The organism is Lysinibacillus sp. BSL11 (genome assembly GCF_052928325.1).
Genome location: NZ_JAVGCX010000002.1, coordinates 211255 through 237601 on the forward strand (window position 1 = coordinate 211255; position 26347 = coordinate 237601).

General features: G+C 37.5%; 28 protein-coding genes and 1 riboswitch. Of the genes, 11 read left to right on the forward strand and 17 right to left on the reverse strand.

Translation table 11 applies throughout. From position 1 onward, the window contains the following. Positions 1 to 5: 5 nt before the first annotated feature. Genes RCJ95_RS03715 through RCJ95_RS03730 form a run of 4 tightly spaced genes read right to left on the reverse strand, consistent with a single transcriptional unit; the run spans position 6 to position 3527 of the window. Positions 6 to 569 carry a 5' nucleotidase, NT5C type gene (locus RCJ95_RS03715; RefSeq protein ID WP_312128584.1) on the reverse strand — a complete coding sequence of 188 codons (564 nt, stop codon included), beginning with the start codon at positions 567 to 569 and terminating at the stop codon, positions 6 to 8. Between the two features lie 16 nt (positions 570 to 585). After that, a complete protein-coding gene (locus RCJ95_RS03720; protein WP_221680498.1) occupies positions 586 to 1671 on the reverse strand; it encodes an FAD-dependent monooxygenase in 1086 nt (361 codons plus the stop codon). Beyond that, positions 1668 to 2780, reverse strand: coding sequence for a bifunctional diaminohydroxyphosphoribosylaminopyrimidine deaminase/5-amino-6-(5-phosphoribosylamino)uracil reductase RibD (ribD, locus tag RCJ95_RS03725; RefSeq protein ID WP_221680873.1), 1113 nt, complete (start codon positions 2778 to 2780; stop codon positions 1668 to 1670). Before ribD ends, RCJ95_RS03720 begins: the two co-directional genes overlap by 4 nt. 15 nt (positions 2781 to 2795) lie before the next feature. Next, the gene (locus RCJ95_RS03730; RefSeq protein WP_221680497.1) at positions 2796 to 3527 is read right to left on the reverse strand and encodes a GTP cyclohydrolase II; all 732 of its coding nucleotides are present in this window, start codon (positions 3525 to 3527) and stop codon (positions 2796 to 2798) included. A 269-nt stretch (positions 3528 to 3796) separates the two neighbouring features. Here RCJ95_RS03730 and RCJ95_RS03735 point away from each other — a divergent pair, with 269 nt between their 5' ends. The 4 genes from RCJ95_RS03735 (at position 3797) to RCJ95_RS03750 (ending at position 7605) form a co-directional block, all read left to right on the forward strand. Further along, positions 3797 to 4432 (forward strand): TrkA C-terminal domain-containing protein, encoded by a 636-nt coding sequence (locus RCJ95_RS03735; protein WP_004232302.1) that lies wholly within the window; start codon positions 3797 to 3799, stop codon positions 4430 to 4432. 158 nt (positions 4433 to 4590) lie between these two features. Further along, a complete protein-coding gene (locus RCJ95_RS03740) occupies positions 4591 to 5790 on the forward strand; it encodes a quaternary amine ABC transporter ATP-binding protein (protein WP_221680496.1) in 1200 nt (399 codons plus the stop codon). Next, positions 5783 to 6637 carry an ABC transporter permease gene (locus tag RCJ95_RS03745; RefSeq protein ID WP_016991840.1) on the forward strand — a complete coding sequence of 285 codons (855 nt, stop codon included), beginning with the start codon at positions 5783 to 5785 and terminating at the stop codon, positions 6635 to 6637. Before RCJ95_RS03740 ends, RCJ95_RS03745 begins: the two co-directional genes overlap by 8 nt. Before the next feature lie 83 nt (positions 6638 to 6720). After that, positions 6721 to 7605, forward strand: coding sequence for a glycine betaine ABC transporter substrate-binding protein (locus tag RCJ95_RS03750; RefSeq protein WP_048391254.1), 885 nt, complete (start codon positions 6721 to 6723; stop codon positions 7603 to 7605). A 42-nt stretch (positions 7606 to 7647) separates the two neighbouring features. Here RCJ95_RS03750 and RCJ95_RS03755 read toward each other — a convergent pair whose 3' ends face one another. From RCJ95_RS03755 to RCJ95_RS03765, 3 genes are all read right to left on the reverse strand, one after another. Next, on the reverse strand, positions 7648 to 7962 hold the full coding sequence (locus RCJ95_RS03755; protein WP_221680494.1) for a DMT family transporter: 315 nt from the start codon (positions 7960 to 7962) through the stop codon (positions 7648 to 7650). Further along, complete coding sequence (locus RCJ95_RS03760; RefSeq protein WP_221680493.1) at positions 7962 to 8303, reverse strand: DMT family transporter; 342 nt, start codon at positions 8301 to 8303, stop codon at positions 7962 to 7964. Before RCJ95_RS03760 ends, RCJ95_RS03755 begins: the two co-directional genes overlap by 1 nt. A 126-nt stretch (positions 8304 to 8429) precedes the next feature. Continuing rightward, a riboswitch (guanidine-I (ykkC/yxkD leader) is annotated at positions 8430 to 8526 on the reverse strand. A gap of 30 nt (positions 8527 to 8556) precedes the next feature. Further along, positions 8557 to 9699 (reverse strand): PstS family phosphate ABC transporter substrate-binding protein, encoded by a 1143-nt coding sequence (locus RCJ95_RS03765; RefSeq protein WP_446721907.1) that lies wholly within the window; start codon positions 9697 to 9699, stop codon positions 8557 to 8559. 251 nt (positions 9700 to 9950) lie between these two features. On the opposite strand from RCJ95_RS03765, the gene RCJ95_RS03770 reads away from it, so the two are divergent. Beyond that, on the forward strand, positions 9951 to 10424 hold the full coding sequence (locus RCJ95_RS03770) for a YbaK/EbsC family protein (protein ID WP_221680491.1): 474 nt from the start codon (positions 9951 to 9953) through the stop codon (positions 10422 to 10424). A gap of 593 nt (positions 10425 to 11017) precedes the next feature. On the opposite strand, the gene RCJ95_RS03775 is transcribed toward RCJ95_RS03770, so the two are convergent. The 3 genes from RCJ95_RS03775 to RCJ95_RS03785 form a co-directional block, all read right to left on the reverse strand. Beyond that, on the reverse strand, positions 11018 to 12271 hold the full coding sequence (locus tag RCJ95_RS03775; RefSeq protein ID WP_221680490.1) for a glutathionylspermidine synthase family protein: 1254 nt from the start codon (positions 12269 to 12271) through the stop codon (positions 11018 to 11020). A gap of 23 nt (positions 12272 to 12294) precedes the next feature. Next, positions 12295 to 12936, reverse strand: coding sequence for a hypothetical protein (locus tag RCJ95_RS03780; protein ID WP_446721908.1), 642 nt, complete (start codon positions 12934 to 12936; stop codon positions 12295 to 12297). A gap of 136 nt (positions 12937 to 13072) precedes the next feature. Continuing rightward, a complete protein-coding gene (locus tag RCJ95_RS03785; protein WP_446721909.1) occupies positions 13073 to 14122 on the reverse strand; it encodes a DUF418 domain-containing protein in 1050 nt (349 codons plus the stop codon). Between the two features lie 182 nt (positions 14123 to 14304). Here RCJ95_RS03785 and RCJ95_RS03790 point away from each other — a divergent pair, with 182 nt between their 5' ends. Further along, positions 14305 to 14568: a phospholipase A2 family protein gene (locus tag RCJ95_RS03790; RefSeq protein ID WP_446721910.1), complete on the forward strand. Its 264-nt coding sequence runs from the start codon at positions 14305 to 14307 to the stop codon at positions 14566 to 14568. Between the two features lie 40 nt (positions 14569 to 14608). Here RCJ95_RS03790 and RCJ95_RS03795 read toward each other — a convergent pair whose 3' ends face one another. Then, the gene (locus RCJ95_RS03795) at positions 14609 to 15379 is read right to left on the reverse strand and encodes a GNAT family N-acetyltransferase (protein WP_446721911.1); all 771 of its coding nucleotides are present in this window, start codon (positions 15377 to 15379) and stop codon (positions 14609 to 14611) included. A gap of 132 nt (positions 15380 to 15511) precedes the next feature. Between RCJ95_RS03795 and RCJ95_RS03800 the strand changes: the two genes are divergently transcribed. Further along, positions 15512 to 16018 carry a GNAT family N-acetyltransferase gene (locus RCJ95_RS03800; RefSeq protein WP_446721912.1) on the forward strand — a complete coding sequence of 169 codons (507 nt, stop codon included), beginning with the start codon at positions 15512 to 15514 and terminating at the stop codon, positions 16016 to 16018. A gap of 50 nt (positions 16019 to 16068) precedes the next feature. On the opposite strand, the gene RCJ95_RS03805 is transcribed toward RCJ95_RS03800, so the two are convergent. From RCJ95_RS03805 to glnA, 4 genes are all read right to left on the reverse strand, one after another. Beyond that, positions 16069 to 16572: a pyridoxamine 5'-phosphate oxidase family protein gene (locus RCJ95_RS03805; protein WP_320939713.1), complete on the reverse strand. Its 504-nt coding sequence runs from the start codon at positions 16570 to 16572 to the stop codon at positions 16069 to 16071. Between the two features lie 167 nt (positions 16573 to 16739). Then, entirely contained in the window at positions 16740 to 17603 is an 864-nt protein-coding gene (locus RCJ95_RS03810) for an AraC family transcriptional regulator (RefSeq protein WP_221680485.1), read from the reverse strand. Positions 17604 to 18186: 583 nt separating this feature from the next. After that, positions 18187 to 18381, reverse strand: a complete 195-nt coding sequence (locus RCJ95_RS03815) for a hypothetical protein (RefSeq protein WP_257521374.1) — start codon at positions 18379 to 18381, stop codon at positions 18187 to 18189. 85 nt (positions 18382 to 18466) lie between these two features. Next, the gene (gene glnA / locus RCJ95_RS03820) at positions 18467 to 19801 is read right to left on the reverse strand and encodes a type I glutamate--ammonia ligase (protein ID WP_221680483.1); all 1335 of its coding nucleotides are present in this window, start codon (positions 19799 to 19801) and stop codon (positions 18467 to 18469) included. 584 nt (positions 19802 to 20385) lie between these two features. Here glnA and RCJ95_RS03825 point away from each other — a divergent pair. From RCJ95_RS03825 to RCJ95_RS03840, 4 genes are read left to right on the forward strand one after another with little or no spacing between them, the layout of a single operon-like run. Then, a complete protein-coding gene (locus RCJ95_RS03825) occupies positions 20386 to 21519 on the forward strand; it encodes a SpoIIE family protein phosphatase (protein WP_446721913.1) in 1134 nt (377 codons plus the stop codon). A 6-nt stretch (positions 21520 to 21525) separates the two neighbouring features. Continuing rightward, complete coding sequence (locus RCJ95_RS03830; RefSeq protein WP_221680482.1) at positions 21526 to 21945, forward strand: ATP-binding protein; 420 nt, start codon at positions 21526 to 21528, stop codon at positions 21943 to 21945. Between the two features lie 27 nt (positions 21946 to 21972). Further along, the gene (locus RCJ95_RS03835; RefSeq protein ID WP_446721914.1) at positions 21973 to 23670 is read left to right on the forward strand and encodes a methyl-accepting chemotaxis protein; all 1698 of its coding nucleotides are present in this window, start codon (positions 21973 to 21975) and stop codon (positions 23668 to 23670) included. Between the two features lie 38 nt (positions 23671 to 23708). Further along, a complete protein-coding gene (locus RCJ95_RS03840) occupies positions 23709 to 24095 on the forward strand; it encodes an STAS domain-containing protein (protein WP_009370722.1) in 387 nt (128 codons plus the stop codon). A gap of 55 nt (positions 24096 to 24150) precedes the next feature. Here RCJ95_RS03840 and RCJ95_RS03845 read toward each other — a convergent pair whose 3' ends face one another. Both RCJ95_RS03845 and RCJ95_RS03850 read right to left on the reverse strand, forming a co-directional pair. Beyond that, positions 24151 to 25497 (reverse strand): sodium-dependent transporter, encoded by a 1347-nt coding sequence (locus RCJ95_RS03845; RefSeq protein ID WP_255600956.1) that lies wholly within the window; start codon positions 25495 to 25497, stop codon positions 24151 to 24153. Between the two features lie 220 nt (positions 25498 to 25717). Beyond that, the gene (locus RCJ95_RS03850; RefSeq protein ID WP_004232226.1) at positions 25718 to 26305 is read right to left on the reverse strand and encodes an ECF transporter S component; all 588 of its coding nucleotides are present in this window, start codon (positions 26303 to 26305) and stop codon (positions 25718 to 25720) included. Positions 26306 to 26347: the final 42 nt, after the last annotated feature.

Here is a 26347-nt window from a genome sequence, read left to right on the forward strand (position 1 = left end):
ATCCTTTATTTTGTTAACATTGTTTGAAACTGTTGCCAATCATATAAACGTGGAAGATTTACATGCTGGTTGTAAGATTGATTCTTTAAGATTACCTTAGTTGTCACATCATGAAGTGTCTCAAGTACTGCTGGTTTATCATCTACATAAATATCTAAAGCAAGCTCTTTTATAATGGCTACTTTTTCTGCATCTTGCATGCCACAGAAAAAATGACCGTCTGTTATTGGAAAGCCCTGTGCTTCCATCCAAGCTTTTGTTTGCGCACAATATTGTTGTGGACGAGATGTAATATAGTAAATGTCATGTCCCTGCTCTGCTAAAGCTTGGAGGGCTTTTAATGCACCATCAAAAGATGGACAGTCCGTAAAATAGATTTCTTCCAATGCGCTATTCCACATGGCTGAACCTTCCTCATCCGTTAATCCAAATGGTTCATGAATTTCTACTCGTTGTATCGCTTGAAAGGTTTCAAAGGAAACATTTTTGCCAAGCTTTTTATTATAAAGCGAAAAGGCATGTGCTCGTAAATCAATTAATGTGTCATCTATATCAAAGCCAAACTTCATCTAGTTGTTCGTCCTTTCACGAAGCCTTGTTTATAAAGTTAGAAGCAAATGTCTGCTCTTTTTCAATTTGTTTTGCTAATACTTCCTCAATGGCTTGCTCACGCATTTGTTGAAAATATTGTACGTTAAATTGTGCTAGTGTATCTTTATTTAGCAAGGATGCAAGACAATCTGCATCTTTTAGTGCACTATTCAGCCCAAAAGCGCCTGTTGGTGTCATTGTGTGAACGGCGTCCCCTAGCAAGACAAGGCCCTTTGTCCCCCAACTATTACAATGGCTACTAAAGACATCAAGCAAAACAAAATCCTGCCAGGAAGTTATCTGTTCCTGTACTGTCTTCGTTAATGCTGGAAATGCCTCCACAAGCTGCTGGATAAAGGGTGTAAATGCTAGTTTTCGAAGCTGAGGGAAACTACCTTGCTCAATATTCCAGCCTATTTGAAGATAACCACCAACTTGTGTAAACAATGACAGCTGCTTATCATCGATGAGTGCCATTTTTATAGATGGTTCCCAATCAGCTGGTGCAGGGATTTTAGCCCACAGTAAATCAAAGCCATGCTTCTGTTTCTGAACATCAATATGTGCTTGCTTACGAATAGTAGAATAACGACCATCCGCACCGATAATTAACTGACTATCGATTTTTATAGGGTCTCCGCTTTTTATCGCCATAACGCCTCTATAATGACCTGTAGCATCCGCAATCAGCTTTGTAACCTTTGTATGTAGCAGGCATGTAAAGTTAGGGAACAGCTGTGCTTTTTGTAAAATTCCTTTTAATAAATTTGCCTGTGGTACATGAATGCCTAAATGTCCTATTGCTTCATCTGGAAGAATTGTTTTAAATGCTCTGCCACCAGCATAATACTCGAGCTTCTCCATTCGTAATATACCGAGTGCCTCGACTGCTTCGAAAAGATGGTGGCTTTTTAAAACAGCCTCCCCCTCCTCATTTAAATGCTCGCCACGAAATGCCTGACCAAGTGCTACATTTTGCTCTAATAAAATCACTGACAGCCCTTTTTTAGCAAGTAGGTAGGATAACAATGCACCAGCAGGCCCTGCCCCTACTATACAGACATCTGCTTGATAGTTCACTTTTCTTCACCCTGCTCTGGATAAGCAATAATACGCAAATCCTCGCCTATTTTATCAAATGAAGCAAACTCAACATTCCATGCCTCATCCATGAGAGAGGGATTATAGCCAGCAAACGGCGTTAACGATAGATTTCCACCCAAAACTTTAGGTGCTATATATACTACATATTTATCGATTGCACCCTGCTGTAAAAAGGAAGCATTTATTTTACTTCCACCTTCTAGCAAAATATCTGTTATACCGTGAATATAAAGTTTTTCAAGCATCTCATCAATCTGTAGTCCATATTCATTTTTTTGTACAGGTAAAACTGTAACACCTTTTTCTGTAAATAAATGAATCTTTTCTTGGCTTACGTCGTCACTACAAACAAGAATCGTTGGTGCATCCTCTGTATTTAAGACATTTGCATTGTCAGGTGTACGTAGAGAACTATCCATAATAATACGTGTTGGATTTTTTCCATATCCTTCTTTTAGTCTTGTTGTTAAAGAAGGATTATCAGCAACGACTGTACCCACGCCAACTAAAATTCCATCTACTTCATGACGAATATTGTGAACATCCTCACGTGCAGCCTCTCCAGTTACCCATTTTGAATGTCCTGTATGCGTAGCAATTTTCCCATCTAAAGTCATAGCAAATTTTGAAATAACAAAAGGACGGTGCTTAAGCATATTGTGAATAAAACGCTCATTTAAACGGCGCGCTTGTTGCTCTAAAACCCCTACTTCGACCACTATTCCTGCATCTTGTAGCAATTGAATACCACGACCTGCTACAGCTGGATTTGGATCTTGCATAGCAACTACCACTCGACTGACACCAGATTCCTTCACTAAATTGGCACAAGGTGGTGTCTTACCATAATGTGAACAAGGCTCTAATGTTACATATAATGTAGCACCCATTGCATGCTCTCCAGCCATTCGAAAAGCATGCACTTCAGCATGTGGTTCCCCTGCTTTTCTGTGTAAACCTGTGCCTACAATCACACCGTTCTTCACGATTACAGCTCCAACAAGTGGATTAGGGTTCGTATTTCCTTTAGCACTAGCTGCTAAATCCAAAGCCAGTTGCATATACTTTTCATCTACATTCATCATCATCGCAACCTCCACCTATTGCTTTTCACGCATATGTCCAGATTTTTCAACTTTCGTTTCTAAATAAAAACGATTCGTCTCTGTCAAACCGCCCCATAAAGGAACATGCCCTTCCGCAGCCATGCCACGAGCCTGTAATGCAGCCAATTTCTTCGGATTATTTGTAATGAGTGTTACTGGTTTGGTACGCAGTGTAGCTAATACCGCAAGTGCTTCGTCATAGGATCGTGTATCATCTGGAAAGCCAAGTGCATGGTTTGCTTCAACTGTATCGAGCCCTTCCTCTTGCAATAAATAAGCCAGAGATTTAGAGAATAGTCCAATACCACGACCTTCATGATCAGCTAAATAAAATATAGCTCCACAGCCATGCTCAACTATCATTTTCATAGATTCATGCAACTGGTATCCACAATCACAACGCTGGCTGCCAAATATGTCGCCTGTGTGACAAATACTATGCATTCGGATTAAAGCACCTTCTGAATGGGTAAAATCACCATATACAAGCACAGAGGATTGTTGTAAAAATGCTAAATTGGCAGCGGCTAATCCATCAATGATTTCTTCTTTAGTTAAATCCGCATCAATTTTAAGCCAGTTATACCATTGAAAAGTTGCAGAAAAATCACCTTGTTTTACAGGTAATTTCACTGGCCCAACTAGGCAAATATTCTCTGTATTTGTATGCTTTACTAATGTCATTTTATCTTTCACTAAGTCCATCACTTTAGTCGTAATTGTCATATTAATCTCCAACCTTCTATAGAAACAGTTGGCTAAATTCACCAACTGAGCACATGTATTTTCACATCACTTACATAACGTAACTTAGTTTATAATAATAACTAAAAAGTGTCAATCAACAGCTATTACTCTTTCATTATAATTATTAGAGATGAGAATTTTATTATTACTTTTTCATCATATACTACTAGCTTATGGAGATGCTATTTTTTCTGTGCAGGCTAGTCTATAATAAGCTGTGGTAATGTAATGACGAAAGGAAGTTTAACATGAACTTAGAAAAAAATGTTCAACTAAAGCAACCAAAATATCAACAAATAGCCATTGATCTCGCCTCCAAGATTGTTGAAAGAAAATACAGCATTGGCGATAAAATATATGCAAGATCCTCTCTTGCCAGTCAATATAATGTTTCCGCTGAGACTGCAAGAAGAGCTATTGCCGTTTTGCAAGACTTAGAAATTGTTGAAGCTTCAAAAGGTAGTGGTGTAATTATAAAATCGTATGAAAAAGCGGCTCATTTCGTCAGACAGTTTCATGATGTACAATCGATTCATGAAATACAAAATGAGCTTTTGACAAGTATTCAAAAGCAACATCATGAATTGATTAATTTACAAGACAAGGCAAAGCAACTAATTAGCCGCACAGAGCATTACCGATCAGTCAATCCGTTCATTCCTTATCAATTAGAAATGACAGCTGATAGTCCATGCATTCATCAAACTGTACAAGCTTTAAATTTTTGGCAAAATACTTCTAGTACGATCGTAGGTATTCGACGTGGCAATGAATTATTACTATCCCCCGGTCCTTATGTCTCATTTGAAGAAGGGGACATTATTTATTTTGTTGGAAATGATGAAAGTTTCGCTAGAGTTCAAAGCTTTTTATACCCAAATTAAAATCCGTTTAAGCGCTGATATAACAGCGTTTAAGCGGATTTTTTCTTATTTGTCGATTTGACAAAAGTAACAACCCTTTGCTACAGTAAGGTTGTTACTTGTTTATTTTTGGGTATCATTATCCTCACATAGTAATAATCTACGAAAGGAGTGCTTCTATGGAAAAAATTAAAATAGAACACGTATCAAAAGTGTTTGGCAAACATATTCCCCAAGCACTAGAACTCGTTAAGCAACAAAAAAGTAAGACTGATATCTTAAAAGAAACAGGTGCAACTGTTGGTGTATACGATGCAAGCTTTACTGTCAACGAAGGAGAAATCTTCGTTATTATGGGATTGTCAGGAAGTGGCAAATCCACGCTTATACGGCTTTTAAACCGCCTAATTGAACCAACGAGCGGAAATATATATATCGATGGAGAAAATATTTCTACCATGGGAAAAGAAAGTCTACGGTCTGTAAGAAGAAACAAAATGAGCATGGTTTTCCAAAACTTCGGTTTATTCCCCCATCGTACATTACTTCAAAATACCGAATATGGCCTTGAAATTCGAGGTATTCCAAAAGAAGAACGGCAAGCAAAAGCTGAACAGGCTTTAGAAAATGCCGGATTACTCGCTTATAAAGACCAGTATCCAAATCAGTTATCAGGTGGTATGCAACAGCGTGTTGGTTTAGCACGAGCCCTTGCTAATGATCCTGAAATATTACTAATGGATGAAGCATTTTCAGCCCTTGATCCATTGATTCGCAAGGAAATGCAAGATGAGCTACTCGATCTACAACAAACATTGAAAAAAACAATTTTATTTATCACACATGATTTAAATGAAGCATTACGCATCGGGGATCGCATTGCCATTATGAAGGATGGCTCTATCATTCAGATTGGTACGGGAGAAGAAATATTAACCAACCCAGCAAATGATTATGTTAAAACATTCGTGGAAGATGTGGATCGTTCTAAAGTATTGACAGCTGAAAATGTCATGGTACGGCCCGTTTATGTCAATACAGACCTAGATGGCCCTAAAGTGGCACTAAAGCGGATGCGTCAAGAGGCTGTTAGTTTATTAATGGCTGTTGATAAAAATAGACATCTAAAAGGCTATATTACTGCTGACGATGCACTGGCTGCAGCAAAGAAACAAGAGCAAACCGTCCATTCTATTGTGCAATCAGAAGTGTTAACCGTTCCACCAGATATGCTACTACAGGATATTTTAGGGATGATTTATAATTCTCCTACTCCTATTGCCGTTGTGAAAGATGGTCGCTTGCTTGGTGTACTAATTAGGGGCGTTGTCATCCAAGCACTGTCAACTAGCGATGAGGAGGCCGAAGCACATGAATAACTTTTTAGATAATATTCCAACATTACCACTAGCTCCGTGGGTAGAATCAGCTATGGACTGGTTGACGAGTAATTTTTCAGCGTTCTTTAACTCTATTCAGCAATTCGGAAAACTACTCATGAATCAGGTCACTGATTTATTAATTAGTATCCCAGCCATTATTCTTATACTTCTTGTCGTGATATTTGCCTTCTTCGTTTCAGGCAAAAAGTTAGGGCTTGCTGCATTCTCATTAATAGGCTTGTTGTTTATTTATAACCAAGGATTATGGACTCATCTTATGGAAACAACCACGCTTGTGATCTTTTCCAGTATTATATCCATCATCATCGGTATTCCACTAGGTATCTTAATGTCAAAATCAACGGTAGCTGAAAACATTATTAAACCAATACTAGATTTCATGCAAACAATGCCTGGCTTTGTCTATTTAATTCCGGCTGTCGCCTTTTTTGGCATTGGTATCGTACCTGGAGTCTTTGCATCCGTTATCTTTGCTTTACCCCCTACTGTACGTATGACAAACCTCGGTATTCGTCAAGTACCAAAAGAATTAGTGGAAGCTGCAGACTCCTATGGTAGTACAGCTAGCCAAAAATTATTTAAAGTAGAAATCCCACTTGCTAAATCAACCATTATGGCAGGGATTAACCAAACCGTTATGCTGTCACTTTCTATGGTAGTTATTGCCTCTATGATCGGAGCTCCTGGTCTAGGACGTGAAGTATTAACAGCCCTACAACGTACCCAAGTTGGGAATGGCTTCGTTGCAGGTTTAGGTTTAGTTATTTTCGCGATCATTATTGACCGTTTAACACAAAGCTTCAATAAAAAGAAAGCATTATAGAAATGTCATCTTTCTTGCTACCATCCATCCTCCGATGGATGTCGGCAGTTTGATACAAAATGATGAAGAGAAAGGGAGATTCGATGAAACTGAAAACACTATCAAAGTTAGGAATGGCTCTAGGTCTAGGCTTCATGCTTGCTGCATGTAGTGGAGGCGACTCAGGCTCAAGTTCTGGAAAAAACAGTGATTCTAAGGAGGTAAACCTAGCCTATGTTGAGTGGGATACAGAAATTGCCTCAACGAATGTTGTTGGGCAGGTACTCGAAGATTTAGGTTATGATGTAACATTAACTCCTTTGGATAATGCGATCATGTGGGAGGCTGTCTCCAAAGGAGAGGCTGATGGAATGGTTGCTGCTTGGCTACCACATACACATGCTTCACAATATGAAAAATATAAAGCTGATTTAGATGAGCTAGGTGAAAACCTTGCTGGTGCAAAAATCGGTTTAGTTGTACCAAGCTATATGGATGTCAATTCTATTGAAGATTTATCTAATGAAGCAGATCATACAATCACTGGTATTGAGCCAGGTGCGGGCATTACTGCTGCTACCGAAAAAGCATTAGAAGAATATGATAATTTAGCAGACTGGAACTTTATTACTTCTTCTTCTGGTGCGATGACAACTGCATTATCCAAAGCGCTGAAAGATAAGGAAGAGATTATTGTCACAGGCTGGTCACCACACTGGAAATTTGCCAAATATGATCTTAAATACTTAGAAGATCCAAAAGGTGTTTATGGTGGAGAAGAAACGATAAATACATTCGTACGTAAAGGCTTAAAAGAAGATTTACCAGATGTATATTCGGTACTCGATAACTTCCACTGGACAGCAGAAGATTTAGAAAGTGTTATGTTAGAAGTAATGGATGGTAAAGATCCAAAAGACGCTGCAAAAGAATGGGTTGATGCTAATCCAGATAAAGTGGCCGAATGGACAAAAGATGTAAAAAAATAATATAAAAACAGGCACTCCTTTTATGCAGGAGTGCCTGTTTAATTATGATAGCAATTTCAACATTATTGCTGCTCCTAATACAAGGACAATACAAACGATGCGTCGCCAATCCTTAGATTCATTAAAAAACAGCATACCTAGCAGTGCTCCTCCAGCTGCACCAATCCCTGTCCAGATCGCATAGGCAGTACCCATTGGTAATGTTCCCATCGCATAGGCAAGGCCTGCAAAACTTAAGGTGAATGCACCAATCAACAGTCCTAAATTTTTCATACTCTTCGTCTTATTATATTTACTAATCATATATACGCCCAACATCTCACATAACCCTGCAACAACTAATGCCATCCATGCCATTATTCACTCACCTCTTGTTCCTTAGGCTCTCCTGTTACTAGCTTTAAGCCTACAACTCCTGCAAGTAACACAACAATACATAGGATTTTTGCTAATTTCCACGGCTCTCCAAATAGCAAGCTATCCGCACATACAGTACCAGCTGTCCCTAATCCGACAAAGATTGCATAGACGGTCCCAACTGGTAGATGCTCACCTGCTTTAATAAGCAAATAAAAACTAATAAAAATGGCAATTGCTGTACCAATCCATTCTAGTACACTTGTTGCATGCTTTAACCCAATGACCCAGCCAACTTCAAAGCAAGCCGCTATAATGACGCTGATCCATTGTTTATTCATCATAAATCCCTCCATTTTATAAGACACGGCCGACTAATTGGATGGTCCAACTACTTTTTCAGCATTCGCCAAATGACTTGATTTTAGCCAAACAAAAAAAGCCTGAAGAAACTGTCTTTAAACAGTATCTCCCAGGCTTTTATCCTTCCGTGTCACAAAATCAATTTGTGGTTTTCTCTCGGACCAGACTAGCAAGCGCTACGGAACCCTAGAAAACTTTTATTCGATTATTACTCTTAGTATAGCAAACTATTCAATGATTTTCCACTGGTACATAGCCGACCTTTTCTACCATTGCCTGCCCTTCCTCAGAAAGTATCCAATCAATCAGTTTCTGTACATTTTGATTTTCTGTTCCTGCTGTGATGGCATAAAATTCAGACATTAAAGGATATGTACCATTTTGAATATTTTCTTTTGTTGGTGCTACTCCATCAATAGATAGTAATTTGATCTTTTTGTTACCAACCATCTCTGTAGAATAATATCGAAACGTAAAGCCCAAGGCATTTTTATAATTTCGATATTGCGACACTTCACGAATGATTCCGCCCATTCCTGATGCAACATCTTCAGTGGGTGCCTCCATGATAGGCGTATTGCCCATCAGTTTTTCTAGTGTCGTTTGGCTTCCACTATCCGCTGGGCGTTGGAAAGCACGAATGGACTCATCCTCCCCACCTACTTCACGCCAATTAGTTATTTCTCCAGCATATATTTTTTTGACCTGCTCAAGTGTTAAATTATCGATTTTATTTTTACGATGCACAAAAAAGACAAATGCCTCTCGACCAATTGGCGTCATATCAAATGTAAGTCCTTCCTTTTCTGCTTGCCATTCTTGTGAGGTGGACGGGGCTGCCACAAAGATCAAATCAACATCTCCAGCTATTAAATTTTGATAGGCCTCTGGTGTACGACTTACTTGAACTCTACTATTATATGGAGGATATTCACCTTTGGGATAAGTAGCCTCCACAAAAGCCGCATATAAAGGGTACATGGCTGTTGCACCATCTAGTCGTGGTAATGACTCTGTCAATTGTAAGGAAGCTTTATTTTTCACTATTTCATTGCCAGGGACAAATGGCTGATAGACTGTTACATCAATTTCCGTATCAACAGTGGGAATACTCATTTTATAATAATGTTGAATCGGTTTAATGGCTGCAATCAACAGGGCGATTCCCATGACACCAAATAGCAAGCCCCTTCGTTTTTTTGTGTTGGTCCATTTAAACATGCTACAAACAATCCAGACAAATAAACAAACGGGTATAGTAAAGACCAAATTAATTAAATGTAGCCCACCACTTAATGTGATAATGAATGCAACCATTAATGTCACAACGGATAAACCAAATAGTATCGATACTATTTGTATAAACTTAAGCATACAAAACCTCCATAGTGTAATTTTACACTCCTTACACCAATGGTACCCGAAAGCTAAAGCATTCACAACTATATATTCTGAAAATTATGGTAAAATTAATTTTGTCTTGATTTTAATGAATGCTTTTTGTACGAATGTGGTATATCAAATATAGAAAACGCTCTTTATAGAAAAGGAAGCTTTTCGAATAATCTCAAAAAATCTCGACAACTATGCTAAGGCATAATTGATATAAGTAGGAGGATGTACATATGGCAATTGAAAAAGTACGTCGCCATTTAGCACAATGGCATGTAGAACACAAAATACAAGAATTAGAAGAAAGCTCCGCAACAGTTGAATTAGCAGCACAGGCGCTTGGCTGCGAGCCAGAGCGCATAGCAAAATCTTTATCTTTTCTTGTAAACGATGGAGCGATCTTAATTGTGGCTGCGGGTGATGCTAAGATCGATAATGCAAAATATAAAGCCGTATTTGGTACGAAGGCAAAGATGTTATCCAAAGATGATGTAGAGACGATGATTGGTCATGATGTCGGAGGTGTATGTCCTTTTGGTGTGAACGAGGGCGTAGCCATTTATTTAGACGAATCTTTAAAACGTTTTACTACAGTATTTCCAGCGTGCGGTAGTAGTAATTCAGCCATTGAGGTAACCATTTCAGAACTTGAAACATATGCTCCCTATAAAGAATGGATTAATGTCTGTAAAGGCTGGAATGAATAAGGACCAAACGATTGGCGAGACTTTTAAAAGTCTCGCCAATTCATGTTGTTGAAAAAAGATAATATCGCTAGGAGAAATAATACCTTTTGGCAAGGTAAGGGTTGATTTCCGTTCTGCCAGCGTCCTTTCCAGGGGGCGTTCCAATGAGCCGCTTCTCTCACTTACGTTTGCTCCAGGGACTCATCAGTGACGCTAAATCTCCTAGGAGTGACGCTGGCTCCTCTCCAATCAACCATTCTGCAAAGTGTCTTTACTTTTTTAATAGTAGCATAGTAATAAAATCGCCCATTATCTGTATTCATAGAGAGGGGATAAGCTCTTATTTTCAATGTGGAGAAGTGATGAGTGACAAGAAGTGAACACCTTCACTTTATTTGAAAACCTTTGCTAAAAAGATAACATTTTTGTAGGTTGGAGTGGAAGGCTACTTGACTCCCGTGGGATAGCGAGTCAGGCGAAACCCTGCACGGAGCGGAGCGAAGGAAGCGGTTCGGCGCTCGCCCACAGGAAAGCAAGTAGCCTGCAACGGCAATCCATTTTCACCTTCTAAAAAAATTTTATGGGTGGTTTTGTTTTTCAGCACGATAGATTTGCTATTCCTTGTAACCAACGGCTAACCAATGTGAATCCCATTCTGTAATTTGATTGCCTACCCGACAACTTAAACCACATGCTCGATTATCAGCAACAAATGAGCCAATTAGCCACTTCTTAGCGTGATATCCTTCTTTTAACTGCACTGTTATGCTAGGCATCTCCACATATTGTTGATAAATAAACAAATTATCAACATAGTGCTTGGATGTGGAAGCATTTACTCTCCGCCCACTTCCTGCGTAAATTTCTACTGTATTTCCCTCACGTGAATAAACAGGCTTCTTGACATAAGGTACATCATCTCGAATAAATGGTTCTGCTGTAAGGTATGTAGGAAGCATATATTGCAAAATAGCTGCTCGTTCCTCTGAAGTAAAGAGCAATGGATCATTTCTCCGCTCCCATATTAACCATAATAAGATTTTCGATTGTAATACATAGGCAGCAGGTGGATTAATAATTGCCAGCTGTCGTTTTTTGACAAGCTCTAAAAGATGCAATCCAATGCGATCACCATCCGCTGCCACATCATCTATTAAAAACTCTACAGGGTGTGCGGGTCTAAATAAAATATCAATTTTCTCCATTGTAGGTGTATAAAGACCTTGTGCTACCTCAGACGTGTCACTAGAAAAGATGATAAGTTCTTGAATGGGCACATACTCAATGGCAAAAGGAATACAGGACTTGATAAACTGTACCTGGCAATACTCTTCGTAGTCCTCTTTCGCTGTTTTTCCTGTGATGACAATCTTTGGCTTTTTGACATTATGTAAGTATTGGATGGCAGCAAAAAGGGCGCCCGACAATGCTTTTTGTAAGGCTGTTACATCATTAGGATTTTTATAGCCAAAATGCTGACATAATGCGTCATTCATCTTGAAGGTTTCTTGTACAAGAAAAGGTGTTTCTCCATTTAGCTCTAAACATTTAATGTAGCCCTCCTCTGTACAAATAAAATCAAAGCGTGCCAGAATTGATTGCTGCTGTAAATAATCTAACTGAATATATGGGATCATTTCCGGTCGAATACCTAAGGCTAAGAGCTGATCGACCGATAAATGTTTAAATTGTTTCCCGACTTTTAAAAAGATGCGCCAAAGTATTTGTGTTGCATAATGAAGTTGATCAATTTGTTGCTTTGGCAATTCTAAAACATCATATAATGCATACTCTAAATCCTCAAAGTCAGGAAAGAAGTCAGGGAATTTTGAGTAAAATGCTTGTCGTTGCTGTGTGTGATTCATCATGTTCTTCACTCCCTATCCAAACCTTACGAGGAGGACGAGCCGCCACGAGATGCCCCACCAGAACCAAAGCCCGATTTCCCTGTGCTTGAGGAAGAGCTATTGGAGTAGGAATTGGAACTCTTTGATGAACTATCCGTCGAATAGGAGCGTTGTCCACTCGAATAAGAATTTGATCCACTTGAAGTTGAGCTAGCCTTATTTTGCGTACTGTTTGTTATACCATTTGTTGGTTTACTTTCATCCTTAGCGTTTGATGACGATCGTGGCACTGCTGAGCCGCCACCATTGCTTTGCTCATCTCGATCTGTACCATTTTTTAAATTACGACTTTTATATATCGCACTTCCTATCATGGCTCCAGCCGTTGCATACATCAAACCATTAAAGAAATGCTGTGCATAGTAAGGTGAATTTTCATCGATACATTCAAAGGAACCATCATCACCCTCTTGCCATTCATCACAGGCATCAGCCATTTCACTATTGTAAACACTTTCTATTTCATCACCTGTAATTGCTTGGTTTTGATCTTCAGTTACCTGATTAGAAGTAGTTAAAGGGTATTCTTCTGCTGTCTGAGTTTCACTATTTCCACATGCTGCTAGCTGTACAGCCATCAAAGATGCCGTTGTCACAGCCATATATTTTTTTATTTGCTTTGCCATATTATAAACGCTCCTTTATTTCTTGTACCTAGTTTACGAATATCTACCATTTTAGGTTTCATTTTTTACAAAAACATACAATTTATTTTAGCAGAAAAAATCCCAAACAGTAGGATTGTTTGGGATTTACAGTGTTTTATGATTGTTTTGACACGACTTTTTTTCCATAAGTCATATATCGCCATAATTTTTCAAATGGCCCTATTGTAAAGAACTTAAACCAAATCACGCTAAAAATTATTTGAATGATAAACGTAATACTCGCTATCACTACAATTTCTGATGGTGAAACTACTTCTAGCCCCATTAATGAAATGATGGCTGTTCCAATAAAGCTTTGCGCTAAGTAATTTGTAAAGGCCATTTGCCCTACACGTCCAATTGGCTGAAGTAGCTTTGCTATTGTTTTATGTTCTAATAGAATAAACAAACAACTTAGATAAAAATAGGTTGTTGGAACAACCCCTAAGCCAATGATAGATTGAAGCTGTTGATCATCTGCTTGTGAGGCAAACCAAATCCATAATGAAAATCCAATAAAGAATGGGAAAGTACTGTAAAGCAGCCGTTTTATTTTTTGACTATGCGCTCCAATGTGCCCAATCCAATCAGCTTTTGCTACTAAAAATCCACTTAAAAACATAATAAAGATGGCTACGGCATCATTGCCTAAAAAGCCAAATATAGCTGACGAAACCGCATTAGACGGCATATACATTTGTCCTAATAATGCCAGAATATGCAGTGTGATAATCGTAAACAACCATTTAGAAATGGTTGAAACCTTCGCAGAGTAAAATGGTAGCAATAAAAAACCAATCACTGCGTAAATGGCTAGGATAGAGCCCCAAAAAATAAAAATATGAATAATACCTATAACCAATAAAGCCAATAAGCGTCTTGCAAAGCGCATTCTCGGTCTATCGCCTCGCGCTTCTGCACGTGTAGCAAAAATATAAAAACCAACCCCAAATAGGAATGAAAAGATTGAGAAAAATTTCTTTTCTATAAAAATATTAATAAGTGAATCAATAACCCCATTGATTCCACTCATATCAGGCATTGGTGCACCCTCTATTATGAGCTGATAGGCACCTACATTAATAAATAAAATACCAAATAACGCTAATCCTCGTATAATATCTAAGGAAATGATTCGTTCTTTTTGTGTAACGGATGGCTTCATGCTGAAAAACTCCTTATCTTTTATGCTATAGCTAGCATAACTCCCCATCCTTACAACTAATTATTTTTAAGCTTACAGGAACCTTACAAATCAAAAAGAATAGTCTTATAGTTTTTTATCCTCTTCTACGATGAAATATTACATATTTTATAGTAAAAACATCGAAAAGAGAGGTTTAGGAGATGAATAGAAATCGCAAGCTCGGTTTTTGTTATCCTGGCTACCGATACTGTGGCCCTGGCTGCTCAGGATCAGGCACCCCTACAAATGCAGTGGATGCTTGCTGTAAACTGCATGATGAATGCTATGAACGCCACGGTAGCACAAAATACTGTGATGAATTGTTTCAACAATGCCTCCGTCCCCATATGAACGCTCCAAATAAAATGGCTAGAGAAGCTAGACTGTTCTATCGAGTTTTTGAATTACGCAATCGTTTCTTTTAAAAGCAGATAAAGCTCACGATGTTTTTAATAACCGCGTGGGCTAGCTTTTCATATAGATAGCATATTTTTGTGGACTCTTAAAACCAAGTTTTGTGCCTAGGTGAATGGATCCTGTATTCGAAATATCACAATCCCAACAAGGCTTTAGCTGGTTGACAAGACAATGGTCTATAAATGTTTCTGCAATGTTACTTGCTAATCCTTGTCCTCTAAAATTTGAATCTGTCATAATATCAATTTCTGCATACTCATTTGATTTAAATATAGAGACGGCTTCGCTAATGATTTGTTCTTTATGTACGAAACAAAAGCCAAAGCCATTTTTGAGGAAATTAGAGGTAGAATCCCAATATTCCTCATAATATATCTGATCAAATTCCTGTGAATTTTTAATCAAGGGTTCAGTAATGGATTTAACTTCGTAATCACGTGCCCCACGCTTCTCACGATGATTATAAATATTCTCATCAAATGTAAATGTATAGCGTTCTAGCTTTCTCAGCTGATTATTTAACAATTGTTCGATTTTAGTATTCCACTGTTCAGAATAAGAAAATAAGGTAAACCGTTTCTGTTGTTCTATAGCCTGTTGAAAGCCATAGGCAAGCTGATGATCAATCGAAGTCTTACTTTCATCGCCATATACATAGTATATACCTGATTTCGTGTGGAATAATAATGTTCGAAAAGCAGCTGTATCGGAATAGACAGCTCCTTCTATCATTCGATCTAGTATACTATAAACAAATGTCGGGGCTCTTGAAATAAATTGTTTAATAATAGGATATTGCTCTTCCGAGACTTTTATCATGCTATTTCCTCCAGTATTTTGCAGTATGTATCATTTCTATTATAATAAACTTAAATTATATGAAGGGACTGAATTATGCACAGATAGCAATATTTTTCATCCAACATCAACATAATTTTGGAGGTAAAAGTATTGATTGAAAATATCGACACGGAAAGATTGCAGTTACGAAAAATGGAGAAAGCTGATGCTAAAAGCTTATTTCCCATTTGGTCTGATCCTGATGTAACTAAGTATATGAATATTGCCCAGTTTACACAAGAAGAGCAGGCCTTGGAAATGATTGAACTTCTGGAACAATTAGCTAAGCAACACAAGGCAATCCGCTTCTCTATTTTTGAAAAGGCATCCGAACATATCATTGGCTCATGTGGCTTTAATATGTTTGATTATGACAATGCTCTAACAGAGATTGGCTATGATTTGAGCAAGGAATATTGGGGAAAAGGCTATGCAACAGAAGCTATAACTGCTTTAATTGATTATGCCTTTAAGCACTTAAAAATGGAAACAATTGTGGCAGAAGTTGAGGCTGCCAATATCAATTCAATCAAGGTTTTAAAAAAATTGAACTTCATTTACCAAGAGAAGCACAATACTGAAGATACTCTACAACTTTACACTTTAACAAAATCGTAATAAGAAAAGGCTAAGCATGGTAGAATTCAACCAATACTTAGCCTTTTTAATTAATGATACATGCCGTGATTAATTTTCCCTGTCAGCTTTTCTATTTGTACTTCAAATAGTTCAATTTTTGGCATAATCGGATAGCCTTCTCTTTCAAATGTCCATTCAGGATTGCCATACTTCTCCAGTAACGCATCAAAGAACCATTCTTTTTTAGATTCCTCTTCAACCCTTACAATATGCCCAAACAGCACCACACTTTGATAAACTAGTGCGGATTGACAGGCATATTTTTTGCCGGGATGTAGATCACCCATTTCGCAAACTTCTATACAAATTTTAGGATTATGTTTGATATTTGACCAAAAGTGACTTTCTCGAAGATTACCAATATGCAAGTATAGTTTGTCCTCCCCTTCATATACATAGACAAACGGAATAACATAAGGAAAACCTTCCTCATCAACTGTTGCAACATGCGCCACTTTTCCCAACTTTAAGTATTGCTGTGCGTCCTCTTGTGAAATTTCCACACGTTTGTTTTGAATCGTACCTCTCATCATTTCTTAACCCCCTCATGAAAATATGTACCGATTAATAAACGTCGTTAAACCGTTTATTCCAAACATATATATATTTTACATCTTTAACAAAACTAAAAAAAGGGTAAATTTTTCAGTAGAATAATAAAAGCCAAGGATGCACTAGTATAGCATCCTTGGCTTTCTTGTTATTTAATTGGAATCCAAATTTCTGAATACGAATCAGGGCTATAAGCATCCTCTTCAGGATAAACCTCCAACTCCGCTGTTCCTGCTGGTTCATATGGGTTGGATGGAAACCACTCTGAATAAATTTGTTTCCACGTATTTTGCATTGCATCAGGCATAGGTCCATGTACTTCAAAGATAACCCATTTGGATGCAGGTACTTCCATTGTTAAGAGATCTTCTCCTACTTCTCCTACATGATCAGTAGCAATCCAATAATCAATGAAGCCCTTTTTTCCCTGTTCAGTATTTGGTACACAAACACCTAATACGCCATTAACCGTGCCATTATTTAATTGGTATAGCTGGTGATCAAAGCCACTTTGGTTTACCTCTTGCCAAAATAGAGGTATTTCCGTTGTGTTCTCCCCATTTTGACAGTTGTATGTTCTTTTTACACCCACAATTTGAAACTTGTCTTTTTCAATAATTTTATATTTCATTGGTTCTGCTCCCTTCAAGCTTACCTGTATGACCAGGCGATTATATGATTGTAATGGTCCTTGCTTCTTTCTTGCTTCACTAGGCGTAACATGGTGCTGTTTTCGAAACGCTTTAGTAAAGGCTTCAGGAGTTTCATAGCCGTATTTGTAGGCGAGATCGATTATTTTTTGTTCAGTACCCAGCAATTCTTGTGCAGCTAATGTTAATCTTCTTCGCCGCAGATAATCTGCAATAGACATATCTGTCAAAATGGCAAATGTTCGTTGAAAATGAAAGACAGATGAATTAACCTCCTGCGCAATCTGTTCAATCGTAATATCTTCTAATAAATGTTCCTCCATATAATTAATGGCCTTTTGTATCGACTCAATCCAACTCATTGCTCTCACTCCTTGATTCCATATTAAAATAGATATTGCTATATAACCTGTCTTTTTATGCTAACTTCGGACAGGTTAAGATCTAACCGTATTGTTAGTATCTCTCCTTTGCTTAACCAACATAAAAAATATTGTAGGCTATAGAATGCATATTTTATAGTTAAGTTTAGTATAAACAGAAATGAAATGGAGGTTTTTTCTTGGTAAAATGGCAAGATCTGCTGCTATTTGCTTGAACGAAAGACAATCAATTATTAATTGTTTTGGAGGAAAAAAAACATGGGCTGATCCATCAGGTGGTAAGAGGCTGTAGACACTTTGAGGCACGCTACATTCAGGAGGATTTATAAAGAAACAGGCTATCTCATAAAGATTATTAAAGAAATTATGAAGTTGTGGATGTTCATGACTTTGAAACTGTCCTTGTTGGGGGGAAATAATAATCCAAGATCCAGATGAATTAATTTATGACATTGCATGGAAATCAAAGGGAGGAGGAAACCCGATTGCCATTAACCTTTCCAAACAATCGAGTATATTTTTTATTAAAAAAAGTCACGTCTCATCGACATGACCCCTCTTGTTAAATGGTGTAATTGTTTTGCTGATAAATTATTAAAGCGGAATGGATGACCGTCTGCTCTCCAATAAAGAGCGTATTGTATTTGATATCAAGTATGAAAAAGCTTTTTAAATCTACTAAAGCTCGGTTAATATCAAGTTCAAATTGCACAATATCATTGTTTTGAATTGTCACAACTTGAGTTATCTGTGTCATTGTCCACACTCCTTTAATCTTATGATAGAGCAAAAAGAAGTACATGTCACATAAAAAAGTTGGAGCTAAAAAAGCCCCAACACCTTTAGTACATCGTTAAATATTCCTCACGCTCCCAGTTATGGACACGTGTGCGATATTTATTCCATTCAATTTCTTTGGCAGCTGTAAATTTATCATAAATATGGTCACCCAATGCATTACGAACAATGGCATCCATCTCTAATTCGATAAGCGCAAATTCTAATGAGGATGGTAAACTATCAATCCCGTTCAACTCCCGATCTGCTGCTGTCATTTTATAAATATTACGGTCTACCGCAGCTGGTGGCGTTAAATCTTTTCGTATGCCATCCAGCCCAGATGCTAGAATAACAGCCATTGCTAAATAGGGGTTTGCTGCTGGATCAACTGAACGCAATTCAATTCGTGTAGATAGTCCACGTGCTGCTGGAATGCGAATTAATGGTGAGCGGTTTTGAGCAGACCACGCTACATAGCAAGGGGCTTCATAGCCAGGTACTAATCGTTTATAGGAATTGACAAGTGGATTCGTGATAGCCGTAAAGCCATGCACATGCTTCATAACTCCTGCCATAAAGCTACGTGCGGTTGTACTTAATTGCAAGTCTGCATGTTCATCGTAAAAGGCATTTTTATCACCTTCAAATAATGAGAGATTAAAATGCATTCCTGATCCATTGACCCCAAATAGTGGCTTTGGCATAAATGTTGCGTGGAGACCATGCTGTGCAGCAATCGTTTTTACTACCAGTTTAAATGTTTGGATATTGTCACATGCCTCAATAGCACTCGCATACTTAAAGTCGATTTCATGTTGGCCTGGTGCTACCTCATGATGAGACGCTTCAATTTCAAAGCCCATTCCCTCTAGCTCTAAAACAATATCACGACGACAGTTCTCTCCCAAATCAGTTGGCGCTAAATCAAAATAGCCCCCACTATCATTTAATTCCAGTGTCGGATGCCCCTTTTCATCCAACTTGAATAGGAAAAATTCAGGCTCTGGCCCTAAATTAAACGACGTAAAGCCCAGCTCCTCCATTTCCTTCAATACGCGTTTTAAATTGGAGCGCGGATCTCCTTCAAACGGTGTGCCATCTGGTCTTGCAATATCACATATAAAGCGAGCTACCTTCCCCTTTTCAGCAGTCCAAGGAAAAATCACGAAGGTATTGATATCAGGCTTTAAATACATATCTGATTCTTCAATACGCACAAAGCCTTCGATTGAAGAGCCGTCAAACATAACTTTATTATCTAGCGCTTTTTCTAATTGGCTGACAGGAACTTCCACATTTTTGATTGTCCCTAAAATATCCGTAAATTGTAGGCGAATAAATTTCACATTTTCTTCCTTCACTCGGCGTATAATATCTTCTTTGGTATAATGTTTCATTCTTCACCACTCCAATGTAATTTTAATTAACACGCATTTTTATAACTGATCTTAAAATACATTAAATTTTTAGAATAAGCAATATTTATGTAAGGTTTTATAACATACATTTTATCGAATATATTAATCCCTATTTTAGATTAATTTTTCTAACCACATTCCATCTCAAATAGCGATCTTTCATCTTTAAATAAGGGCAAAATTACTACTTTTTACAAAAGGCCTTTAGTCTTACAAAATTCTCCGTCCCTCTAAAAACAAACAGTCTAGTATCATGACTAGAGAGGAGGGATTCATTTCTTCCACATGTATCAAATGTAGATATATCAAGAACATCGTTAAAAAGATAACGCGTGAACACGATCCAAGAACCAAGATGTCAAAAATCCTATTGATTAAGTTTTACTTTATATCACAAAAGCCTTGTATAATGCGATATTTATTGGTAAATTTATAGCAAATTAGAATTTTATTTTATTCATATTATAAGTAAATACGGAGTATATAATTATGGTTAGAAATCATTATGTTGGCTTCCAGGAAATATTTAGTTATAGATACATAAGGCGGTGAATTTAGTAGGCATGTCAGTATTAATTATTGGCAGCGTAAGTAATGATGTGCTACGTCTGCAAAAGTATTTTCATCGTATAAGCATCCCAAATATTCATTGCTTTTCAACAACGGAAGCAGCAATGAACTATTTAGTAGATTCATCTTTGAAAGATGAACTGGAATTAATCGTACTTGACACTAAAATGACACTCAGCAATTGCGAGGAAATTTGTCAGCACATTCATGTACTTAAAAATTGGATAGATGTCCCTATCCTACTATCTACTACCTACGAAAAAAACATAACACTCGATAGGGTTTTTGAAGCAGGAATTTTCGACTTTATTTTAAAGCCGTTTGATTTTACTCATTTTAAGACTCGAATTCAAGTAGCCTTAAAATATCAGAGGGAAGCTAAGCTTCGAAAGCAGCAAGAAAGTATGATTCAAAAAGATTTGTTTGTTGCAAAAAAATTCCAAAAGAACGCACTATCTCCTCCATTAAATCTTGAGCAACTTCAGGTTGATGGTCTTTATGTAACATCCAATACACTAGGAGGTGACATGTACTGTTGGTTTAAGATTAATGACCATTTAACCGCCATTCTTCTGTACGATGCAATGGGGCATGGCATAGCTGCATCACTCGTTACTATGTCTATCAGATCATTACTAAAAGGAATGATTACTAAGTTAATTGATCCAGTAGCAGTAATCCAAGAACTTAACCGCCAAATATACGAGCTATTTTCTGATGAAGATATGGACCGTTTTTTAATGACAGCAATCTACATACTTCTAGATACAAAAAACGGAACTTTGCACTATGTGAATGCGGCTCATCCTTCTGGTTTTTTATTTGGAAAATATGGAGAAACAGTCTTCCTCCCAGCGAATACGCCTATCCTCGGACTATTCCCTACTATTCAAATAAATAAAAAAACAATACCTTTATCAGGCTGGCATCGTATTATTCTTTATACGGATGGACTATTAACATTGAACGAGCAAAACTCAATTGATATGGACTTTTTCTACGCTTATGCTTCACAGGATAACAGCTATGCACTACAAAAGTTTTCTCAAAAGTACAATTTATTTGATAATGATTACAGCGATGACATCACAGTCGTTTCAATAACAATTACATTAAAGGGTAGGTGATTGAAGATGGAATTCACACTCAATGTAAATCCTGATACACAAGCTATAGCCTTTATTGATCAAGTTATGGAGAATTATACAGATTTATATAATCTACCTTATAAACGAGAATTAAGATTTGTTGTTCATGAACTAGTCATCAATGCCGTAGAGGCTATGGGAAAAATTAATACACCCGTTCAAAAGGAGATTCAAATACATGTAGCCCAATCAAACGAAGAAATAAAAATAACAGTCACTGACGAAGCAAAAGGCATTGACCAAAAGGACTGGGACAAAGTTCTTCAATTCGATTTAGACAAACTTGATTATGCTGATCGTGGACGCGGTTTATTTTTTGTCAAAAATATGGTCGACCATATTTGGTTCGAAAATATTTCTAAAACAAAATTTTTAGTTGGTATTTCCAAAAAGATTCATCTATAAAGTAAACGTAAAATTGGGGGCGTTTTAATGAAGTTATCTATACGAAAGAAAATGAATCTGCTTATATTTGGGTGTATTATTTTACTTACTTCCCTTTTAGCAGGAGTCAATTTTTTTGTTGCCAAGAACAATCTATTAGAAAGTGCTGATACAAAGCTTTTATCAGATATACAGTTAAGCTATGAATATTTAGACGCTAAATATCCTGGAGAATGGTCCATTAAAAACAACCAACTCTATAAGGGCAATATCAATATGGTAGAAAACTTTGAGGTAGCTGATAAAGTTGGAGAACTCACAAACGGGAATGCTGTCTCCATCTTTCAAAACGATACGCGTATAAGTACCAATATAGTGGATAATGGTCAACGCGCTTTAAATACCAAGGTTTCCGACGAGGTTGCTACTGTTGTGCTAGGAGAAAAAAAGCGCTTTATCGGTTCTGCAAATGTCTTAGGAAGTTTGCATCAAGCAGCCTATGATCCAATTGTAAATAGTCAAGGCGAGGTTATCGGTGTATGGGCAACCGCTGTCCCTACCGCTCCTTATATAAGCATTGCCACAAAATCAGCACTGGAGAATGTAGCTATTTCCTTAGTAATCGCCATTGTAATGATCGGAGGAATTAGTTGGTTCTTACAAAAGCAAATTGTTAATCCTATTAACATTCTAAGTACCAATGCCAAGGAACTAGCAGAACTAAATTTAAATGTTAAACTGTTAAACCCTAAAGGCAAAGATGAAATCGCTGAATTAGCTCGCGCATTTAGTAGTATGAAAAATCATTTAACAGAGACGATAAAGATTGTGGCTGGTAGTGCACATCAAATTGCAAAGTCGTCACACACTTTGGCAGAATCATCACATCAAACAAGTGAAGCATCTAATCAGATCGCACTAACAATGAATGAAATCGCCGTTGGTACTACCACTCAATCTGATCAGGCTGAGCGAATAGTTTCAATGATGCAAAAAACGATTGAAGAAGTATCAAACAGCTTACAAAAGGCCGAAATCACTTTAAACAGCGCTATCGAATCCACACATATCGCGCGTAAAGGAGAAGAAGCCATCAATGAAGCGATTATGCATCTAAGTGATGTTACGAAAACAGTGTCTTATGCAACTGATTCTATCCAAAAATTAGGCAAGCGCTCTGAAGAAATTGGTGGTATTATTACCGTTATCACTGGCATCGCAGAACAAACGAATCTGTTAGCACTCAATGCGGCCATCGAGGCAGCACGAGCAGGTGATCAAGGAAAAGGTTTTGCTGTCGTTGCATCAGAGGTTCGTCAGTTAGCTGAACAGTCAAGTTTAGCAGCTGGACAAATTACTAATCTTATTAATGATATCCAAGCGGAAACATCTGTGACTGTACGGACAATGGAAAGTAATTTACTAGCTGTCGAGGAGCAAGTAACAATCATCAATAAAGGCGGAAGTGCCTTAAAAGAAATTGTGGAGAAAGTTGTCGAAACTGAAGAAGGTGTCGAACAAATGAAAGTGGCATTTACACATGTTAACGACAACTCCTTAGGTGTGCAACAGGCTATCCAAGATATTTCTCGCATCATCGAGGATGCTGCAGCAGCTACAGAAGAGATTGCCGCAACCTCAGAAGAGCAATATGCGACTGTTGCAGAAATTACACAAAGCTCAGATGAGTTATCATCAATTGCTGATAAATTACAAAATGAAGTGAATAAATTTAAGTTTGAATAAATCCCCAAACAAGAAAAGAAAAATGGAGGCGCTATAGGATGAATCAGAAGAAAATTGCAATGAATATTGACACAAAGGCTGATTATATTGTGATTGCGTTTACAGGCGATTTAGAATACGGGATGATTGAAGAAATAAAGTCAGAGCTTCAAACACTTAGCTTAGACACAAAACACGGATACATTATCGATATGCAAAGGGTAACAAATATTGATAGTACTGGATTCGGTATGATCGTTAATTTCGCTAAGAAGGTGTCTGTAAAAGATAAGAAAATCGCCATTATTGTCGTCGATGATTTCATTCGCAACTTATTCGCTATTTCACAGGTTGATAAAGTATTCCCTATTGCCGAAAGTGAAGAACAAGCAAGGAAGATTATTAAAGAAGATTGGCTAGGTGAGCTATCGCTTAACGACTATTAATTTTTGTTATACTAATAAAAAGGTGTATTCCGTCTAATAGGAATACACCTTTTCTTTAATACTGCAGTAGCATATTAACAAACACAACTAGAATGATAATCGGTACAACAACTAACATTAACATACGGTATGTCGAATAATAGCCTTGTCCCATTTGACTACCCGTTAGCAATTCTCTCTTCACAAATTCTTTATCTACTACATAGGCAATAAAAATAGCAATGAATAAATTCCCTAGTGGAAGCATGATATTTGACACTAAAAAATCGGTTGCATCAAAAATACTTTTCTCAAAAATCATTATATCCGACAAAACACTCGAAGAAAGTGCAGCTGGAATAGCTGCAATAAACACGACTATACCAAGTAAAAGTGTCCACATTGGACGGGATTTCTGACTATTCTCCATAAATGCTGCGACAATAATCTCATATAAACTAAATGATGACGTTAATGTAGCAAATAAAAATAGCAATAAAAACATAGCTAAAAACACTTCACCGAATGGCATTTGACTAAAAGCTGTTGGTAGCACCATAAATAGCAAACCTGGACCTGCTGCTGGCTCTAAATCAAAGGCGAACACCACAGGGAAAATTGCTAATCCTGCTAAAAATGAAACAAGCACGGTTAACAACACTACAGAACCTGCTGAATTCGGAAGACTGACATCTTTTTTTAGATAAGAGCTATATGTAACTAGACAAGAAAAGCCTACTGCTAACCCAAAGAACGATTGCCCTAGGGCTTCTAATAATGCCTTACCCGTAATATTCGAGAAATCTGGCCATAAGAAGAATTTTACCCCTTCCATTGCCCCATCTAATGTAACAGCACGCACAACAAGGACAATGAACATTATGAAAAGTAACGGCATCATCCATTTATTGGCCTTTTCAATCCCATTTTGTACACCTAATGAAATCACAAGTACGTTGACCAATGTAAACAACACTAGACCAACTAGCGTAATCCAAGGTGTGCCTATAATTTTTCCAAATAATTCAGTTGGATCTACTGCCGGATCAATTACCGCGCCAGCTACACCTAGCCCACTATAAATAAAGATCCAACCTCCAACTACGCTATAAAAAGTTAATAATAAAAAACAACCTAGCACGCCCATTCGACCAATCCAAGCCCAGCCTGGCTTAGTTGGAGCAATTTTTTTATACGCTGTTACAGCCTCGGATTGTGTACCACGTCCTAAAACATACTCGGATAATAACATCGGTAGCCCTATTAACAAGGTAAATAACACAAAGATAAGGAAAAATGCTCCCCCACCACTTTGTCCTGTTACATAGGGAAGTTTCCAAATTGCCCCTAGTCCGATCGCCGCACCAGCTGATGCTAAAATAAAACCTAATTTACTAGACCATTGTCCTTTTTTTCCACTCATCTCTTCAAACTCCTCAAACATTCTAAACTCTTCTCTATTTTACATGAAAATGTAGCTTTCGACTAGGTTATAATCATAAAGTACTATTTAGCTATTTTACTCTATTACTTTTTTCTATATTTATCCGTTAGTTTTGCCTTTCTATTCTTCACACCTTTTCCTATCCATCGTTCCTTCCAACAAAAAAACCTCAGGTATATTGACCCGAGGTTAGTAAAAATTATTTTGTTATATAGATAGAACGCTGGCGGTCGATCCATTTGCGCATTGTTGTAAATAAAAATGCCATAATAGCCGTTAATAAAATACCTTTCACAATGTTAAATGGTAAAATCCCAGCGATAATCATTTTATAAAGTGAATCACCTACAACAGGCTCCATACCTAAGAAGTATGTGTACATCGGTAAAAATACTGCGTAATTTAAAATACTCATGCCTACTGCCATTACAACTGTCCCAGTCGCTAAACCTCCAACAAGACCAGCAATTGTTTTAAAGCGATTAAAAATAAGGCTTACTGGTAAAATAAATAAAATACCCGTTGCAAAGTTGGCCATATGACCTACTGGCACACCTGTTGGCGTTCCAGAGAAAATCCAATCCAATACATTTTTAAATAATTCTACTAAAATACCAGCTACAGGCCCCATTGTGATGGCTGCTATTAATGCAGGCATATCACTAAAGTCCACTTCCAAAAATGCTGGGAATGGTGGAATTGGGAAATTAAAAAGCATTAATAAAAACGAAATACTGCTCAGCATGCCAATCGTAATAAACGATTGGAGTTTAACATTTTTCTTCATAGAAAACTCTCTCCTCTTTGCTGATTCAATCTCGCAAGAAGA